Raw genomic sequence first — 18,331 nt, forward strand, 5'->3', positions numbered from 1 at the left:
AGCAGTTTCCGATCCAATTGGATCGGAAACTGCTCTACCTCCTTGTTTTAACGCGTTTTCTTCACGCGACCCAATGACCGACTTCGCTCGGAAACACTCTGGGCAAGATGCCGGCTGTCCAAGGCTTTGATCTTGCATCGGCTCTCCCGAAAACCGGCTCCCAGGTTTCGGGCCGATGCTCTGGTTTGCTGTCAGGAGGCCGCGCCGATGCGCCGCGCCATCGCGTCCTTGTTGAGCTGCATCACGGTCGCCGCCGGCATGGCGGGCGCCCGCCCGGCCGAAGCCCAGCCGACGGACTATCCAACGAAGCCGGTCCGGATCGTCGTCGGCTTCGCGGCGGGCGGCGCGCCCGATGCGCTTGCCCGCATCGTCGCCGAGAAGCTGACGCAACGCTGGGGCAAGCCGGTCATAGTCGAGAACCGGGTCGGCGCCCAAGGCAACACCGCCATGGCCGCCGTCGCCAAGGCGGAGCCTGACGGCTACACGCTGGCGCTGATGCCGGTCGGCAATGCGGCGGTCAATCCGGCACTGTTTGCCAATCTGCCCTATGATCCGGTCAAGGATTTTACCCCGATCACGCAGATCGCCAGCGTCGAGAACGTGCTGGTCGTTGCCTCCGGATCACCGATCGCGACCGCGCAGGATATGATCGCGCGCGGGCGGCCTGGCCCGAACCAGCGAGGCCTGACCTACGCGTCTCCCGGCGCCGGCAGTCTGGCCCATCTCGCCGCCGAATTATTGGCGCGTTCGACCGGCCTATCGATGACACATGTGCCCTATCGCGGGGTCGCGCCGGCCCTGACCGACGTCCTGCGCGGCGATGTCGACCTGATCTTTGCGCAGCTCTCAACCGCCAAGCCCTTGATCGATAGCGGCCAGTTGCGGGCGCTCGGGCTCGCCAGTGCGCAGCGCAGCCCGGTGATGCCGCAATTGCCGACCATCGCCGAGGCCTTCGGATTGCCGGGCTTCGAGGCCGTTTCCTGGTATGCGCTGATGGCGCCTGCGGCGACGCCGGCCTCGGTCGTGGCGAAGCTGAACGAGGCCGTGTCCCTAGCGATCAGATCCGCCGATGTTGCGCAGGCCATGCAGGCCCAGGGCGCGACGCCGATAGGCAATTCGCCAGCCGAGCTTTCGGCGGTGATCGCAGCCGACCGCGCGCGCTGGTCCAAGCTCGTCCGCGACGCCGGCATCCAGCCGAACTGACACGCCGGAGCCGGATCTCGCATCGGTTTGTTCCGAAAACCGGCTCCCGCTTTTCGGGCCGATGCTCTGGCTGCTATGGCAAGGCCTCGCCGAGCAGGCGATCGACGAAATCCTTGAGGCCGGTCGCCCGGCTGCGCTTCAGCCGCTCCGCCGTCAGGATCGCCTTGATCGATTCATAGGCCGCACCGAGATCGTCATTGACGATGACGTAGTCGTATTTTTCCCAGCGCGCGATTTCGTCGCGGGCATTGCCGAGGCGCTTGGCGATGACCTCGGGAGCATCCTCGGCGCGGCGCACGAGCCTGGAGCGCAATTCGGCCATGGAAGGCGGCAGGATGAAGATGGTGACGACATCCTCGCGCGCTTTCTTGACGATCTGCTGGGTGCCTTGCCAGTCGATGTCGAAGAGCACGTCCCGGCCATCGGCGAGCGACGTCTCGACATCCTTGCGCGGCGTACCATAGCCATTGCCGTGGACCTCGGCCCATTCCAGCAACTCGTTGTGCTGGCGCATGGCGTCGAACGTCGCGCGGTCGATGAAACGGTAGTGCACGCCGTCGATCTCGGAGGGGCGCTTGAGCCGTGTCGTCACCGAGATCGACAGATCAAGATTGTTCTCGTTCTGCGACAGGTTGCGCGTCAGCGTCGACTTTCCCGCCCCGGATGGCGAGGACAGGATCAACATAAGCCCGCGACGGGCTGGGCGAACGGCGTCAGCCATCAGCGCTCACTCCACATTCTGCACCTGCTCGCGCATCTGGTCGACGACGGTCCGCAGTTCCAGGCCAATCCGCGACAAGCCCGCATCACCCGCCTTGGCGCAAAGGGTCGAGGCCTCGCGACCAAACTCCTGCGAGAGGAAATCAAGCTTGCGGCCGATCGCGCCGCCCTGGTCGAGCAGCACCTGCAAGGCGGCGACATGGGCGCGCAAACGGTCGACCTCCTCGCGGATATCGGCCTTGACCGCCAGCAGGGCCGCCTCCTGATGCAAGCGCTGCGGATCGAGCGCCGGGCTTGCCTCCATCAGCGCCTGCAACTGAGTGGCCAGGCGCTCACGGATCGCCTCGACGCCGCGGGCGGGGTGGCTCTCGGCCTCGGCCGTGAGGCGGGCGATGCTGTCGCGATGCCCGGAGAGCACGGTTTCGAGCGCCCGTCCCTCGCTCGCCCGCGCCTCCTTCAAGGCCAGCACGACGGCTTCGAGCCCCTTCAGCGCAGATGCTTCGACGGCTGCGAGCGCGTCCTGAGCTTCTTCAGTGAACTCGACCACGCCGCGAATGCCGAGCAGCCCGTCATAGGAGGCTGGTCGAATGGCATCCGAGGCAGGCAGGCGCGATACCGCCTCAAGAAGCGTGGCGAGAGCCGCTTCGTTGATCCGCGGACGCGGCGGGCCCGCATCGCTGGTCACCGTGAGGTTCACATGCAGGGTCCCACGCGAAAAGGCGCTGGAGATGCGCTTGCGCGCGGCTTCGGCAATGCTCTCGAACCCCGGCGGCACACGCACGCGCACATCCAGGCCACGCCCGTTGACACTGCGGATCTCCCAGGCCCAGGCATGGATGCCCACCGTGCCGGCGACGCGGGCAAATCCCGTCATGCTCTCGATGGCCATGGAAATCCCTGTCTCTGCCGCAACAACGCGGCGGACCCTAGAGCCGGATGATGTCTGATGGAATCACGAAGTGGTCCCATCTGAAATCTGAATCCGTCTCTCATCTAAAAGTGAGAGCAGGATGCGAAAAACCGGTTCCCACTTTTTCGCATCCTGCTCTAGTGACAGCTATCCCGGCGAGCAAGGCTTGCCGCCGCGACGCCTCGTTCAGGATGTGGATAGCACCCGGATGGCTCAGGGGCGCAGCGAAGGCACCTGCTTGGGGCTGTTCAGATCGAAGCTCTTGTTCAGCAGCGGATCGCGCGGCGTGCCTTCCGAGGCGTCGAAGGCGCGGGCCCGTCCGGCGACGCCGGCCTGGACGTTGGCGCCCGGCTGAGCCACGGGAGCCCCCGCACGGCGGCTCCCGGGCGTCGGGAAGGTCTCAACATCATCCGTATCGGTGTTGGCCCGCTGCGGTCCGGGGGCCTCGGTGCGCGTATCGGGCGCCGGCGGCGGCTCGACCTTGTCGACCGAGGATTCCGACGGCGGCTTGCCCGGCTCGCGACGCCCTGCCTCGAGCTGGCGCCAGCGCCCGACATTGCGGTTGTGCTGGTCCAGCGTCTCGGCGAAGGCATGGCCGCCGCTGCCGTCGGCGACGAAATAGAGCTCCTTGGTCCGCGAGTGATTGACCACGGCCTCCATGGCGGCGCGGCCCGGATTGGCGATCGGCCCCGGCGGTAGCCCGTCGATGACATACGTGTTGTAGGGCGTGGCCTGGGTGATCTCGTTGCGCTGGATCGAGCGGCCGAGCGTGCCCTTGCCTCCGACGAGGCCGTAAACGATCGTCGGGTCGGACTGGAGCTTCATCTTGCGGTTGAGGCGGTTGATGAAGACGCCGGCGACGCGCGGCCGTTCATCGGCCCGGCCGGTCTCCTTCTCGACGATGGAGGCCAGTATCACCAGCTCCTGCGGCGTCTTGATCGGCAGATCGGCAGGGCGTTTGGTCCAGATCGCGTTGAGGGCGATGCGCTGGTCGCGCGTCATCCGATCGACGATGGCCTGGCGGGTCGAGCCGCGCTGGAACTTGTAGGTATCGGGCAGGATCGAGCCTTCACGCGGCACCTGGATCACGTCGCCGGTCAGAAGGTCGTTATCCTTCAACCTGGCGATGATCTGCTCGCTGGTCAGCCCCTCCGGCACCGTGATCGAATGCTCGACGGCCTTGCCCTCGGCGATGATGTCGAGAATCTCCTGCTGGCTGGCGCGAGCCTTGAACAGATATTCGCCAGCCTTGAGCTTGGTCCAGTTGCCGGTCACCAGCGCCGAGACGCGGAAGGCCCAGGGGTGCTCAATCAAGCCCTCGCGCAGCAGGAGATCGGAGATCTCCGTCAGGCCGCTTTCCTTCGGGATGATCAGAACACGGTCGCTGGCGAGCGGGCCTGGTGCCTTGCTCTGACTGCCGATCACGGCAATGCCGGCGCCGACGACACCCGCCAGAACCAGCAGCGCCGTGAACAGGCCGCTCATCATGGCGATGAACGGGCTGCGACGACGGCGGCGCGCCTTTGGCGGCGGCGCGGGGGGAGCGACCGGCTTGAGTGCCTCGCTGGGGCTCTTGGGGGCGACGCGGGGCGACTGGTTCACGGTTCGACGCTCGCACTTCTTCAAATCGATACAGGCTTCGTGCCGCCAGCGAGACGGGTACGACCAGCAAGCCAGCCTGTCGTGGTTTCGACCGGCAGACTAGCAGAAATTATGGCGAAAGCGCGCTGCCCCCCGAAATACGGAGCTCAGTCGACGTAGCGCCGCATAACCAGAGAGGCGTTGGTCCCGCCAAAGCCGAAGGAATTCGACAGCACAGCGTCGATGCGGCGCTTCTTGGCGACATGAGGCACGAGATCGAGATCGGTCTCGACGGAGGGGTTGTCGAGATTGATCGTCGGCGGCGCGACCTGGTCGCGAATCGCCAGGACCGAGAAGATCGCCTCGATCGCGCCGGCGGCGCCGAGCAGGTGGCCCGTGGCCGATTTGGTCGAGGACATCGCCGGCTTGCGCGAGGCGTTGGCCAGAAGCCGCTCTACCGCGCGCAGTTCGATCTCGTCTCCGAGTTGCGTCGAGGTGCCGTGCGCGTTGACGTAATCGAGATCGGATGCCGTCAGCCCCGCCCGATTCAAGGCCGCGGACATGCAGCGATAAGCGCCGTCTCCGTCTTCCGAAGGCGAGGTGATGTGATAGGCGTCCCCCGACATGCCGTAGCCGGTGATCTCGGCATAGATGCGGGCGCCGCGCGCCAAGGCGTGTTCGAGTTCCTCCAGCACGACGACGCCGGCGCCCTCGCCCATGACGAAGCCGTCGCGGTCCTTGTCATAGGGACGCGAGGCCTTCTCGGGCGTGTCGTTGAAGCCGGTCGACAGCGCGCGGCAGGCGCAGAAACCTGCAATGCCGAGCCGGTTGATCGCCGATTCCGTACCACCGGCCACCATCACCTCGGCATCGCCGAGCGCGACCATGCGGGCAGCGTCGCCGATCGCATGAGCGCCGGTGGAGCATGCCGTCACAACCGCGTGGTTGGGGCCCTTGAGGTGGTTCTCGATCGAGACATAGCCCGCCGCCAGATTGCTCAGGCGGCCGGGGATAAAGAAGGGCGAGAGCCGGCGCGGGCCGCGCTCCTTCAGGAGGATAGAAGCCTCATAGATGCCGCCGAGCCCGCCGATGCCGGAACCGATCGCGACGCCGGTCGCGGTCTGGTCCTCATAGCTCTCGGGCGCCCATTTCGCATCGGTCAGCGCCTGCTTGGCCGCCGCCATCGCGAAAACGATGAAATCGTCGACCTTGCGCTGTTCCTTCGGCTCCATCCAATCATCAGGATTGAAGGTGCCTTCGGTTCCATCGCCACGTGAAATGTTGCAGGCGATCCGCGCAGGCAGATCGCTCGCGTCAAAACTCGTGATCGGCCCGGCGCCGCTGGCGCCGGACAGAATGCGAGCCCAAGTCGGCTCGACGCCACATCCAAGCGGCGTCACCATGCCGAGGCCGGTGACGACGACACGTCGCATCGTAAAACTGCGTGAAACCATGGGACTTTCGGCGGCGAGCGACCTGAAGGCGGCTCAGGCGGTCTTCGACAGGAACTTGACGGCGTCACCGACGGTCACGATCGTCTCGGCCGCATCGTCGGGGATCTCGACGCCGAACTCTTCCTCGAAGGCCATCACGAGCTCGACGGTGTCGAGGCTGTCCGCGCCCAAATCCTCGATGAAGTTCGCGCCGTCCACGACCTTCTCCGGCTCGACGCCGAGATGCTCGACCACGATCTTCTTCACGCGCTCGGCGACATCGCTCATGGGTCTCTTCCTTAAAGCTTGAAACACACCGCTGGATCGCGACGCGTATAGGGGAATTGCACTTCCCGTATCCCGCCTCACCAGAATGGTGCCGGCGGGCCGGAACTCTCGAAGCCTGCACAAACGCAACAACCGGGTCCTCGTCAAGTCCCCTCGGCACCTGCGCTGCAGTGCGACGGCGCTCAGTAACACAGGCCGCGGAGGCTGGCGAGAGTACAAAACCCTCTTTAAAAACTTTTGAAAAGCTTTAGCAAGCCATTCAAATCATTGTCATTCCGCCGTTGACGTGCAGAGTTTGCCCTGTCACGTAAGCGGCCTCATTGCTGGCGAGATAGGCAACCGCGGCAGCAACATCTGCGCCCGAGCCCAGCCGGCCCATCGGCACGTCGGACAAGATGCCCTCGCGCTGCTTTTCGTTAAGCGCCTGCGTCATCGGCGACTCGATGAACCCCGGCGCGACGATATTGACGGTGATGTTGCGGCTGGCGACCTCGGCCGCAAGCGCCTTCGACATGCCGATCAACCCGGCCTTGGAGGCCGCGTAATTGCCCTGCCCGGGATTGCCTGTCGTCCCGACGACGGAGCCGATCGAGATGATGCGGCCATAGCGGCGGCGCATCATCGTCTTCACGGCCGCGCGCGAGAGCCTGAAGGCCGCGGTCAGATTGACGGCAATGACGCTGTCCCAATCCTCGTCCTTCAGGCGTAGGAACAGGTTGTCGCGCGTGACGCCGGCATTGTTGACGAGGATGTCGAGCCCACCGAGTTTCTCTTCCGCCGCCGGCACAAGCGCCTCGACCGATTCCTTGTCGGACAGATTGCAGGGCGCGATCACGGCCCGCTCGCCGAGTTCAGCGGCCAGAGCCTCCAGAGCCTCGAGCCGCGTGCCGGAGAGCGCCACCGTCGCGCCCTGGCTGTGCAGCTGCCGCGCGATCGCGCCACCCAGGCCGCCGGTCGCACCGGTGACCAGGGCCTTCTTGCCCGTCAAATCAAACATGGTCTCTCCCTGTGTTCGGCGCCCCGCCGTTTCACCCGTTCCGGGTTTTGTAATTTGCGATGTCGTCGGCCGTGCCGACGGAGATGGTGGCGGTACCTGCCGCGATCCGCTTGATCAGGCCGGCCAGCACCTTGCCGCTGCCGGCCTCGACGAACTGGGTGACGCCTGCATCGGCCATCGCCAGCACGCATTCGCGCCAGCGCACCGTGCCAGTGACCTGCGCCACCAATGAGGCGCGAATGGCGGCCGGGTCGCTCAGCGGCGCGGCGCCGACATTGGCCATCACGGGAACGACGGGCGCCTGCATCGAGACCTCGGCCAGCGCGGCGCGCATGGCCTCGGCGGCAGGCTGCATCAGGGCACAATGGAATGGCGCGGACACAGGCAGCAGCATGGCGCGCTTGACGCCGCGCTCGGCGGAAAGCGCGATGGCGCGCTCAATCGCCGCCTTGGCGCCCGACAGCACGACCTGGCCGCCGCCATTGTCATTGGCCGCCTCGCAGACTTCGCCCTGGGCGGCGTCATTGGCAATGGAGCGCGCGAGATCGAGCTCCGCCCCCAGAAGTGCGGCCATGGCGCCCTGCCCGGCCGGCACGGCCTTCTGCATGGCGTCGCCCCGGATCCGCAGCAGACGCGCCGCATCCGTGATGCTGAAGGTCCCGGCCGCAGCAAGCGCCGAATATTCGCCGAGCGAGTGGCCGGCGACGAAGGCCGCGTCGCGCTTCAGGTCGAGTCCGGCCTCGGCCTCGAGCACGCGAATGACGGCAAGGCTGACGGCCATCAGCGCCGGCTGCGCATTGGCGGTCAGCGTCAAGTCCTCGGCAGGCCCTTCCCACATCAGGGTCGAGAGCTTCTGCGAGAGCGCCGCATCGACCTCGTCGAACACGGCTTTCGCCTGGGGGAAGGCCTCGGTCAGGCTCTTGCCCATGCCCACGACCTGGGAACCCTGGCCGGGAAAGATGAACGCTGTGGTCATTTCAGGCTAACCTCGATCGTCACGCCATAGTGATCAAGACGGCGCTGTCACATTGCTGGAGAGCTCCCGTCAAGCAACTCATGCGACATTTCCGCAGTTCATATGGGTTCTTTGCACTGATTTTGGTTGCGCGAGGCGTCGTCAGCCTGTAACGACCCGCTTCTGCTTGTTCGGCCGGAGGCTGAACGGATGGCGGGCTTTCGCCCGCAGGTTCCTCATCAGGACCGTCATCCCGTGTCTCCGCCTTCGATGAAATCCTGTCGGGCCTGTTCCAGGGCTCGGAGGGCTCCGCGCCGGGCGAAGCAGGGTGAAACAGAAAGGCCACTCAATGGCATTGTACGAGCATGTCCTGCTCGCGCGACAAGACGTCAGCGCGCAGCAGGTCGAAACCCTTGTCGAGCAGTTCAAGGGCATCATCGAGGCGAATGGCGGCTCGGTTCCGAAGGTGGAGTACTGGGGCGTCAAGTCGCTCGGCTACCGCATTAAGAAGAACCGTAAGGCGCATTACTCGCTGCTGAACATCAACGCCCCCTCCGCCGCCGTGCTGGAGATGGAGCGCCAGATGCGCATCAACGAAGACGTCCTGCGCTTCCTGACCGTTCGCGTCGAGGAGCTCGAAGAAGGTCAGTCGGCCATGCTGCAGAAGCGTGACCGCGACGACCGTGGTGATCGCGGCGACCGCTTCGACCGTGGCGCCGGCGGTGGTGATCGTTTCGACCGCGATCGTGGCCCGCGCCGCGACCGTCCGCGTCGCGACGACGAAGCCACCGAAACCACTGGCGCGGAGGTCTGAGCCATGTCGACTGCATCAGCCGGCGCTCGCCGCCCCTTCTTCCGCCGCCGCAAGTCCTGCCCCTTCTCGGGCGAGGGCGCTCCGAAGATCGACTACAAGGATGTGCGCCTGCTCTCGCGCTACATCTCCGAGCGCGGCAAGATCGTGCCGTCGCGCATCACGGCGGTCTCCGCCAAGAAGCAGCGTGAGCTCGCCCAGGCGATCAAGCGCGCCCGCTTCCTCGGCCTGCTGCCCTACGTCATCCGCTGAGCGGATTTGAGACTGCCCGGCGGCGCCTCGGCGCCGCCGGTTCATCGAAACGACAACCATGGTCGCCCAGTGGTGAAACTCCACCGGGTATGTTGAGGCGAAAAGCCTCTCACCCTGTCGAGCCGAAAGGCTAGCGAACAGCGGGACAGCAGGACGAAAGCATGCTTCCGATCGTCGGCATCGGCGCGGGCCTGGTAGCGGCCCTGCTCTTCGCGGTGGTGATCACTGGATCGCCGCTGGCGGCATTGCTGTATTCCGCCGCCCCCCTCCCAATCTTCATCGCAGCGCTTGGCTGGAATCACCGTGCGGGTCTCGTGGCCATCGCCGCAGGCACGCTTGCGGTTGCCGTGGCGCTCAGCGTCACCGCCGGTGTCGGCTTTGCGGTCATCATCGCCGTGCCGGCCTGGTGGATCGCCTATCTCGCCTTACTGGCACGCGAAGAGGCAGGCGCTGTCGAGTGGTATCCGCTCGGCCGGCTGCTGCTCTGGATCGCCGGAACGGCCGCGCTTGTCACCGTCGGCAGCGCGCTGGTGATGACGACGGATTACGAGGCATATCGCTCCGTCATCGCCCGCATCATCGAAAACCTGCTCACCGAGATGGTGCGCGCCAAGCTGATCGCGCTGCCCGCCGATGTCCGGCTGCCGGAGCTCGCCCAGAGCCTCGCGCCGGCGGTTCCTGTCGGCATCGGGGCATCCTTCGTCACCACGATCACCGCCAATCTCTGGATCGCCGCCAAGGCGGTCCGCATTTCCGGTCGGCTGCCGCGGCCCTGGCCGTTCATCCCCGCCACCACATTGCCGCGTCAGGCGCTGCTGCTGCTGGTGCTCGCTTTGGTGACGGCCTCGCTCGGCGGCTTCGTCGGCGTCGCCGGCGCGGCGCTGACCGGGGCCTTGCTTGCCGCCTTCATGTTCAGTGGGCTCGCGCTCCTGCATGACGCCTCACGCGGCAAGGCTTGGCGCACGCCGATGCTCGTCTCGGTCTATGTCGCGCTCGTCATCATGCAGGCCGTGCTGACGCCGCTTCTGGCGCTGGCGGGCCTGCTCGACACCCTTCTCGGCCTGCGCAAGCGAGCCGCGCTGCCTCCACCACCTAACGCCTAACCCTATCAACTACACTCAAAACGGAGATTAAGACCATGGAAGTGATCCTGCTCGAACGCGTCGCCAAGCTCGGCCAGATGGGCGAAGTCGTCCGCGTCCGCGACGGCTTCGGCCGCAACTACCTGCTCGCCCGCGGCAAGGCGCTGCGCGCCACCGAAGACAACCGCAAGCGCTTCGAGACCCAGCGCATCGAACTCGAGACCCGCAATCTCGAGCTGAAGTCGGAAGCCGAGACCGTCGCCGAGACGCTGAACGGCCACTCGGTCGTGATCCTGCGCCAGTCGGGCGAATCCGGCGTGCTCTACGGCTCGGTCTCGACCCGCGACATCGCCGAGTCCCTGACCGCCGACGGCTTCCACGTCGCCCGCAGCCAGGTGACGCTGAACGCCCCGATCAAGACGCTCGGCCTGCACACCGTCCCGGTCGTGCTGCATCCGGAAGTCTCGGTGACGGTCACGATCAACGTCGCCCGTTCGGCGGAAGAGGCCGAGCGCCAGGTGCGCGGCGAGAACGTCACGGCCCGCGAGGAATTCGACCTCGACGATCTCGGCCTCGAGGTCGGCGCGGCCCTGGCGGAAGCCGGCGAGGACGATCGCTGAGCTTTCTCGATTTCGCATCGAGTCAAGGGCGCCATGGCAACATGGCGCCCTTTTCGTTTGGTGGGCTGTGGAGTGCCGTGGATTGCGGATTCGGTGCTGGCGCAAACCGTCAGGGTGCTAGACTAAGCTACGTTCCGACTCATCCCTGACCGAACCTGTCCGCAGACCATGGCCACCGCCACCGCCCTCGTCGCCCGCCTCGAAAACCGCGAGGCCGAGTACCGCGTCCAGCCTCACAACATCGAGGCGGAGCAGGCGCTGCTGGGCGCGATCCTGGTCAATAACGACGCCTTCTATCGCGTCTCCGACTTCCTGTTGCCGGATCATTTCTTCGAGGCGATCCACCAGCGCGTCTTCGAGTTGATGTCGAGCCTTGTCCGTGCCGGCAAGATTGCAACGCCGATCACGCTCAAGACCTTCGTCGGCGAGATGGACCTCGGCGGCATCACCGCCTCGCAGTATCTCGCCCGCCTCGCGGCCGAAGCAACGACGGTCATCAACGCACAGGACTATGGCCGCACGGTCTACGACCTCGCCATCCGCCGCCAGCTCATCGGCGTCGGTGAGGAGCTGGTCAATGTCGCCTATGACGCCCCGGTCGACATGGCGCCGCGCGAGCAGATCGAGGACGCCGAGCGCAAGCTCTACGAGCTTGCCGAAAAGGGCCGCTACGAGGGCGGGTTCCAGAAGTTCGACAATGCGCTGCGCACCGCGATCGACATGGCAGCCAACGCCTATGCCCGCGCCGGCGGTCTTTCGGGCATCTCGTCGGGCCTGCGCGATCTCGACCAGCGTATGGGCGGCCTGCAACCCTCCGACCTGATCGTCCTCGCCGGCCGCCCCGCCATGGGCAAGACGTCGCTTGCAACGAACATCGCCTTCAACATGGCGAAGGCCTGGCGCGGCGAGCGGCAGCCGGACGGTACGCTCAAGACCGTCGATGGCGCCATCGTCGCCTTCTTCTCGCTCGAAATGTCGGCCGACCAGCTCGCCACGCGCATCGTCGCCGAGCAGTCGGGCATCTCCTCCTACAAGATCAGGCAGGGCCGCATCACCGAGGCCGATTTTGCGCGCTTGACCGATGTCGCGGCGCAAATCGAGAAGCTGCCGCTCTATATCGACCAGACCGGCGGCATCTCGATCGCCCAGCTCGTTGCCCGCGCCCGCCGATTGAAGCGTCAGAAGGGGCTCGATGCCCTCTTCATCGACTATCTGCAGCTCCTCTCCGGCTCGTCCAAGAACAGCCAGAATCGTGTGCAGGAATTGACCGAGATCACCACCAGCCTGAAGGCGCTGGCCAAGGAGCTTGCCGTTCCGATCATCGCGCTTTCGCAGCTCTCGCGTCAGGTCGAAAGCCGCGACGACAAGCGTCCGCAGCTCTCGGATCTGCGTGAATCGGGCTCGATCGAGCAGGACGCCGACGTCGTGATGTTCGTCTATCGCGACGAATACTATCTCAAGGGCAAGGAGCCGCGCCCCGGCACCGAAGAGCACAACAAGTGGCAAATCGAGATGGAAGCCGCCCATGGCGTGGCCGAGCTCATCATCGGCAAGCAGCGCCACGGCCCCACCGGGGCGATCGCGCTCCAGTTCGACGCCGAGGTGACGCGCTTCTCTGACCGCGCTGACGACCTCCGACTCCCGGATCGCGAATGAGCACGGATCGCGAATGAGCACCTTCGATTCAACCGACGCCGCGACCGCTGGCGCCATCCTCACCGTCGATCTCGGCGCGCTGGTCGCCAATTGGCGGGCGCTGGGCGCGCGTGCCGGAACGGAAGCCGGCGCGGTGGTCAAGGCGAACGCCTATGGCATCGGCATCGAACCGGCAGTGACGGCGCTCGCCAAAGCCGGCTGCCGCAGCTTCTTCGTCGCGCATCTTTCCGAGGGCATCCGGGCGCGCAGCGTTGCCCCCGATGCAGCGGTCTATATCCTCAACGGGCTTTTACCCGACACATGCGGCGTCTATGCAGAACACGAGCTGTCGCCCGTGCTCGGTTCGCATGAGGAGCTGCTGGAATGGGCCTCCTTTCGCCAGACCGGCGCACAGGTTCGGCCTGCGGCGCTGCATGTCGATACCGCGATGAACCGGCTCGGGCTCTGGCCCGGCGAGGGGCTCAACCTGGCCCGTGAGCGCAGCGGCGTGATCGCCGCGGCCGGGATCGGGCTGGTGATGAGCCATTTCGCCTCCTCTGAGGACGAGGCAGACCCGGCCAATGCCCGCCAGATCGCGGCCTTCGCCGAGATCGCGGCCGCATTCCCCGAGACTCCGGCCTCGCTGAAGAATTCTTCCGGCCATTTCCTGAAGGACTGCCCATCCTATCAGCTGACTCGGCCAGGCTATGCGCTCTATGGCGGCAACCCGACACCGGGCCAGGCCAACCCGATGCAGCCCGTCATCGGCCTGGAGGCGCGCATCATCCAGTTGCGCGAGGTCGAGGCCGGCACGCAGGCGGGCTATAATGGTCGCTGGACGGCCAAGAGTCGGCGCAAGCTCGCCACCATCTGCCTCGGCTATGCCGACGGCTACCCGCGCAATGCGAGCTGGACCGATAGCGTCACGGGCGGCTCGGCGCTGGTCGGCGGGGTGTCCTGCCCCTTCGTCGGCTCTGTCTCGATGGATCTGATCATCGTCGACGTCACCGAAGCTCCGGACGGCGCGGCGGTTCGCGGCGCGCCCGTCACGCTGATCGGCGGCCCGCTCGACCTGGAGGCCGTCGGCGCCGGGGCCAAGACCGTCGGCTACGAGATTCTGACCAGCCTCGGTCGGCGTTACGCTCGCCGCTATGTGGGGTTGTGAGCACGTTGGCAAGCGATCCCGCCACTGTCATTCCGGGGCACGGCGCAGCCGTGAACCCGGAACCCACGACCGGGCGCGCGCCTTCCACCGTGCTTGGAAATTATCGCACCCCGTCGTGGGTTCCGGGTTCTTCGCTGGCGCGAAGCCCCGGAAAGACATCGTAAGACGCGATGGCCAAGCGCGGTCCCACTTACATCTGCCAAGCTTGCGGGGCGGTCTATCATCGCTGGCAGGGCAAATGCGACGCCTGCGGCACCTGGTCCTCGCTATCTGAGGAAGCCCAGGCCGCACCGGTTCCCGGTGGCCGCACCTCATCGAACGGCAAGGCGCGCGGACGCGTCTTCGCCCTGGAGACCCTGAAGGGCGACACGCAGGACGCGCCGCGCATCAAGGCCGGCATCGGCGAACTCGACCGCGTCACCGGCGGCGGATTCGTGCCGGGCTCGGTGCTGCTGATCGGCGGCAATCCCGGCATCGGCAAATCGACCTTGCTGATGCAGGCCTGCGCCGCTCTCGCGCTCTCCGGCCGCCGCGTCGTCTATGTCTCGGGTGAGGAATCGACCGGCCAGGTCCGCTTGCGCGCCGAGCGCATGGGGCTGGCCGAATCCCCGGTCGATCTGGCCGCGGAGACCAATGTCGAGGACATCATCGCAACCTTGGGCCAGGGCAACCGCCCTGCCCTGGTGGTGATCGATTCGATCCAGACCATGTGGTCGGGCGAGGTCGAGAGCGCGCCGGGCACCGTCACTCAGGTTCGCGGTTCGGCGCAGGCGCTGATCCGCTATGCCAAGACCAGCGGCGCCTGCCTGATTCTCGTCGGCCATGTCACCAAGGACGGGCAGATCGCCGGCCCCCGCGTCGTCGAGCACATGGTCGACGCGGTGCTCTCCTTCGAGGGCGAAGGCGCGCATGCCTTCCGCATCCTGCGCGCCCAGAAGAACCGCTTTGGCCCCACCGACGAAATCGGCGTCTTCGAGATGACCGGGATGGGCCTGTCGGAGGTCACCAACCCCTCGGCGCTTTTCCTCGCGGACCGGGATCAGGCGGCGCCGGGTGCCGCGGTCTTCGCCGGGATCGAGGGCACGCGGCCCGTGCTGGTCGAGATCCAAGCCCTGGTCGCTCCGACCTCTCTGGGCACGCCGCGTCGTGCCGTGGTCGGCTGGGACAACAGTCGCCTGGCCATGGTGCTGGCCGTGCTCGAGACCCATGGCGGGCTCAAGCTTGGCCAGCACGATGTCTATCTGAATGTCGCAGGCGGCCTGCGGGTCAACGAACCTGCCGCCGATCTGGCGGTCGCCGCCGCGCTGGTCTCATCGCTGAGCGGGGCGATCCTGCCGCCGGAATCGGTCTATTTCGGCGAGATCGCGCTGTCGGGCGCGATTCGGCCGGTATCGGTCGCGCCCGCGCGGCTGCGCGAGGCTTCCAAGCTCGGCTTCGAATCGGCGCTGATGCCGTCAGGCGGCGCAGATACGGGCGACGGCGGCGGGCTGATGCTGCGGCGCTTCGGCCATGTCACGGAGCTCGTTGCCGATATCGCTGCGCGTGCTCCTCGCAGAGATGTGAAATGACTCGGACGCAATGGTGACGCAGGCCATGCGAGCGCGTATAGCAAAAACGATGTGGCCCGCCCATTTCACGCGGGCCTTCCTGAGTTCTTAAGCGAAGCGGCTTATCCATGCCTGTCACCATCCTCGATCTCGTCGTTGTCGGCGTGGTTTTGATCTCGGCATTGCTGGCCGCCGTGCGCGGTCTGACGCGCGAAGTGCTGGCGATTGCCTCCTGGGTCGCCGCAGCCGCCGTGGCCTGGGTCTTCCACCCGCAGCTCCTGCCGCTCGCCAAGCAATACATCCCCAATGACACCATCGCCCTGATCGCCTCGATCGCGGCGCTGTTCCTGGTGACCTTGATCGTGGTTTCGCTGGTGACGGCGCGGATTTCGGACTTCGTGCTGGATTCGCGCATCGGCGCGCTGGATCGGACGCTCGGTTTCGTCTTCGGCGCCGGCCGCGGCCTGCTGCTTGCCGTTGTCGGCTACCTGTTCTTCAGCGCGTTGCTGCCCGAGAAGAACCTGCCATCCTGGGCCAAGGATGCGCGCGCCCGCCCGATTCTCGAGGAAACCGGCCGCTCGCTCTTGACGATGCTGCCGCAAGACATCAACTCCGACATGATCAAGAAGATGCTCAAGCCCAAGACGGGCGAGGAGCCGACTGAGGCGCCGGCCGAGGAGCCTCGCGCGCCCGCCAGCCCGACCGCCGACCCACAGCGCCGCACCCAGGTGCCCGATGCCAACGACAAGCAGGCATTGCAGCGGGTGATCGAAGCTGGCAAAGCACCGACGCCTGCCCAACCCCGTCCGTAATTCGAGCGTAGAGACCTCCCAGTCCTGACGCATTGGAGCCCGTGATGACGCTGCAGACCGAAGCCGAAGCCGCTTTTGACCCCAATGCCGACCGGCTGCGGGAGGAATGCGGCGTCTTTGGCATCTTCGGACATGCCGACGCCGCCGCGCTGACGGCGCTGGGCCTGCACGCCCTGCAGCATCGCGGCCAGGAGGCCGCGGGCATCGTGACCTTCGACGGCAGGCGCTTCCACTCCGAGCGCAGGCTCGGCCTCGTCGGCGACGCCTTCTCGGAAGTCTCCGTCATCGAGAAGCTCAAGGGCAAGCAGGCGATCGGCCATGTGCGCTACTCGACCACCGGCGAGACCATCCTGCGCAACGTCCAGCCGCTCTTCGCCGAGCTCCATGGCGGCGGGTTCGCCGTCGCGCATAACGGCAACCTGACCAACGGCCTGACGCTGCGGCGCAATCTCGTCCGCGACGGCGCGATCTATCAGTCGACATCGGACACCGAGGTGCTGCTGCATCTCGTCGCGCGTAGCCGCAAATCGCATTTCATCGAGCGCTTCGTCGAAGCTATCCGCCAGATCGAGGGCGCCTACGCTTTCGTCGGCATCACCAACAAGAAGCTGATCGGCGTGCGCGATCCGCTCGGCATCCGCCCGCTGGTGCTGGGCGAGCTCGATGGCTGCCCGATCCTGACCTCCGAGACCTGCGCGCTCGACATCATCGGCGCTAAGTTCATCCGCGAGGTCGAAAACGGCGAAGTCGTCGTCATCTCCGAGAGCGGCATCGAGAGCCACAAGCCCTTCCCGCCGGTCGCCGAGCGGCCCTGCATCTTCGAATACATCTATTTCGCCCGCCCTGATTCGATCGTGAAGGGCCGCAGCATCTATGAGCGCCGCAAGCAGATGGGCGCCCAGCTCGCTTCCGAAGCCCCGGCCAATGCCGATGTGATCGTGCCCGTGCCTGATTCCGGCGTGCCCGCAGCGCTCGGCTTCTCGCAGGCAAGCGGTATCCCCTTCGAGCTCGGCATCATCCGCAACCACTATGTCGGCCGCACCTTCATCGAGCCGACGCAGAAGGTCCGCGAACTCGGCGTACGCCTGAAGCATTCGGCCAACCGCTCGGTGGTCGAAGGCAAAAGCATCGTGCTCGTCGACGATTCGATCGTGCGCGGCACGACTTCGTTCAAGATCGTCAAGATGATGCGCGAGGCCGGCGCGCGCGAGGTGCATTTCCGTATCTCCTCGCCGCCGATCACCCATCCCGATTATTACGGCATCGACACGCCCGACCGCGAAAAGCTGCTCGCTGCGACACATTCGCTTGAGGAGATGCGCCAGTTCGTCGGCGCCGATTCGCTGGCCTTCCTCTCGGTCGACGGGCTCTATCGCGCCATGGGCCATGCCGGACGCGATCCAATCCGCCCGCAATTCACCGACCATTGCTTCACCGGCGATTATCCGACCTCGCTGACTGATCTGGTCGGCGAGAGTGCCAAGCAGCAGATCTCGCTGCTGGCTGAAGCCGGCTGATCCCCGCTCAAGGAAGTCCATGTCCAAGCCTTTGGAAGGGCGCGTCGCGCTCGTTACCGGCGCATCGCGCGGCATCGGCCGGGCGGCGGCGCTCGCCTTCGCACGGGCCGGCGCGCATGTCGTCGCGCTTGCCCGCACCACCGGGGCTCTCGAAGAGCTGGACGACGAGATCCTGGCGTTTGGCGGCAGCACGACGCTCGTCCTGGTCGACCTCGCGGATGCCGCCGCGATCGAGAAGCTCGGCCCTGCTCTGCTCGAGCGCTGGGGCAAGCTCGACATCCTCCTGGCCAATGCCGGCATTCTGGGACCGTTGACGCCCCTGACCCATGCCTCGCCGAAGGAATGGGCCAATGTGTTCGACACCAATGTCACGGCGAATTGGCGCTTGCTGAAATCGGTCGAGCCGGCGCTGCAGGCGTCGGATGCGGCGCGCGTGATCCTGATGTCCTCGGGCGCCGCGCATAAATGCCTGGCCTATTGGGGGCCGTATTCGATCTCGAAGGCAGCCGTCGAAGCGATGGCGCGCACCTATGCCGCCGAGACCGTGACGACGCCGCTGAAGGTGATGCTGGTCAATCCAGGTCCGCTGCGGACAAAAATGCGCGCCGAGGCGATGCCGGGCGAGGATCCGCTGACGCTCAGGACGCCGGAGGAGCTGGCGCCGCACCTGGTCGAGATCGCTTCGCCCGCATGGAGCGAGACCGGCAAGATCTTCGATTTCCCGCAGGGAAAAGTGCTGACGCCGCAAATGCCGGCCTGAGGGCGCCTTGTCGACAAGCCGGACGGCTCGACCGTTGGCGAGT

Annotated in this window: 18 protein-coding genes; 11 read left to right on the forward strand and 7 right to left on the reverse strand. The window is 66.0% G+C overall.

All coding sequences use genetic code 11. From position 1 onward, the window contains the following. Window positions 1-207: 207 nt before the first annotated feature. Window positions 208-1,203: a Bug family tripartite tricarboxylate transporter substrate binding protein gene (locus tag BMZ97_RS04395; protein WP_092165809.1), complete on the forward strand. Its 996-nt coding sequence runs from the start codon at window positions 208-210 to the stop codon at window positions 1,201-1,203. A 73-nt stretch (window positions 1,204-1,276) separates the two neighbouring features. Here BMZ97_RS04395 and gmk read toward each other — a convergent pair whose 3' ends face one another. From gmk to fabD, 7 genes are all read right to left on the reverse strand, one after another. Next, window positions 1,277-1,924 carry a guanylate kinase gene (gene gmk, locus BMZ97_RS04400; RefSeq protein ID WP_092165811.1) on the reverse strand — a complete coding sequence of 216 codons (648 nt, stop codon included), beginning with the start codon at window positions 1,922-1,924 and terminating at the stop codon, window positions 1,277-1,279. Window positions 1,925-1,930: 6 nt separating this feature from the next. Further along, window positions 1,931-2,812 carry a YicC/YloC family endoribonuclease gene (locus BMZ97_RS04405; RefSeq protein ID WP_092165813.1) on the reverse strand — a complete coding sequence of 294 codons (882 nt, stop codon included), beginning with the start codon at window positions 2,810-2,812 and terminating at the stop codon, window positions 1,931-1,933. A 234-nt stretch (window positions 2,813-3,046) separates the two neighbouring features. After that, on the reverse strand, window positions 3,047-4,435 hold the full coding sequence (gene mltG, locus BMZ97_RS04410) for an endolytic transglycosylase MltG (RefSeq protein ID WP_244546226.1): 1,389 nt from the start codon (window positions 4,433-4,435) through the stop codon (window positions 3,047-3,049). Between the two features lie 146 nt (window positions 4,436-4,581). Further along, window positions 4,582-5,847, reverse strand: coding sequence for a beta-ketoacyl-ACP synthase II (gene fabF / locus BMZ97_RS04415; protein ID WP_092165817.1), 1,266 nt, complete (start codon window positions 5,845-5,847; stop codon window positions 4,582-4,584). 54 nt (window positions 5,848-5,901) lie between these two features. Further along, window positions 5,902-6,135 (reverse strand): acyl carrier protein, encoded by a 234-nt coding sequence (locus tag BMZ97_RS04420; protein ID WP_054207921.1) that lies wholly within the window; start codon window positions 6,133-6,135, stop codon window positions 5,902-5,904. Window positions 6,136-6,394: 259 nt separating this feature from the next. Beyond that, a complete protein-coding gene (fabG, locus tag BMZ97_RS04425; protein ID WP_092165819.1) occupies window positions 6,395-7,132 on the reverse strand; it encodes a 3-oxoacyl-[acyl-carrier-protein] reductase in 738 nt (245 codons plus the stop codon). Between the two features lie 31 nt (window positions 7,133-7,163). After that, window positions 7,164-8,108 carry an ACP S-malonyltransferase gene (fabD, locus tag BMZ97_RS04430; RefSeq protein ID WP_092165821.1) on the reverse strand — a complete coding sequence of 315 codons (945 nt, stop codon included), beginning with the start codon at window positions 8,106-8,108 and terminating at the stop codon, window positions 7,164-7,166. Between the two features lie 328 nt (window positions 8,109-8,436). Here fabD and rpsF point away from each other — a divergent pair, with 328 nt between their 5' ends. The 10 genes from rpsF (at window position 8,437) to BMZ97_RS04480 (ending at window position 18,288) form a co-directional block, all read left to right on the forward strand. After that, window positions 8,437-8,901, forward strand: coding sequence for a 30S ribosomal protein S6 (gene rpsF / locus BMZ97_RS04435; RefSeq protein WP_092165831.1), 465 nt, complete (start codon window positions 8,437-8,439; stop codon window positions 8,899-8,901). Between the two features lie 3 nt (window positions 8,902-8,904). Next, window positions 8,905-9,150, forward strand: coding sequence for a 30S ribosomal protein S18 (gene rpsR, locus BMZ97_RS04440; protein ID WP_038367644.1), 246 nt, complete (start codon window positions 8,905-8,907; stop codon window positions 9,148-9,150). A gap of 161 nt (window positions 9,151-9,311) precedes the next feature. Then, a complete protein-coding gene (locus BMZ97_RS04445; protein ID WP_092165832.1) occupies window positions 9,312-10,253 on the forward strand; it encodes a DUF2232 domain-containing protein in 942 nt (313 codons plus the stop codon). 35 nt (window positions 10,254-10,288) lie between these two features. Continuing rightward, window positions 10,289-10,852, forward strand: a complete 564-nt coding sequence (rplI, locus tag BMZ97_RS04450; protein WP_092165833.1) for a 50S ribosomal protein L9 — start codon at window positions 10,289-10,291, stop codon at window positions 10,850-10,852. Between the two features lie 168 nt (window positions 10,853-11,020). Continuing rightward, window positions 11,021-12,508, forward strand: a complete 1,488-nt coding sequence (locus tag BMZ97_RS04455; protein ID WP_092165844.1) for a replicative DNA helicase — start codon at window positions 11,021-11,023, stop codon at window positions 12,506-12,508. Window positions 12,509-12,521: 13 nt separating this feature from the next. Next, on the forward strand, window positions 12,522-13,652 hold the full coding sequence (gene alr, locus BMZ97_RS04460; RefSeq protein ID WP_092165846.1) for an alanine racemase: 1,131 nt from the start codon (window positions 12,522-12,524) through the stop codon (window positions 13,650-13,652). Between the two features lie 170 nt (window positions 13,653-13,822). Beyond that, a complete protein-coding gene (gene radA / locus BMZ97_RS04465) occupies window positions 13,823-15,220 on the forward strand; it encodes a DNA repair protein RadA (RefSeq protein WP_092165855.1) in 1,398 nt (465 codons plus the stop codon). 107 nt (window positions 15,221-15,327) lie between these two features. Next, window positions 15,328-16,011 carry a CvpA family protein gene (locus BMZ97_RS04470; protein WP_092165856.1) on the forward strand — a complete coding sequence of 228 codons (684 nt, stop codon included), beginning with the start codon at window positions 15,328-15,330 and terminating at the stop codon, window positions 16,009-16,011. A 44-nt stretch (window positions 16,012-16,055) separates the two neighbouring features. Then, window positions 16,056-17,528, forward strand: coding sequence for an amidophosphoribosyltransferase (purF, locus tag BMZ97_RS04475; RefSeq protein WP_092165857.1), 1,473 nt, complete (start codon window positions 16,056-16,058; stop codon window positions 17,526-17,528). A 19-nt stretch (window positions 17,529-17,547) separates the two neighbouring features. Continuing rightward, complete coding sequence (locus BMZ97_RS04480; protein ID WP_092165858.1) at window positions 17,548-18,288, forward strand: SDR family NAD(P)-dependent oxidoreductase; 741 nt, start codon at window positions 17,548-17,550, stop codon at window positions 18,286-18,288. Window positions 18,289-18,331: the final 43 nt, after the last annotated feature.

Origin of the sequence: Allobosea sp. OK403 (assembly GCF_900113835.1) — a bacterium.
Classification (GTDB): domain Bacteria; phylum Pseudomonadota; class Alphaproteobacteria; order Rhizobiales; family Beijerinckiaceae; genus Allobosea.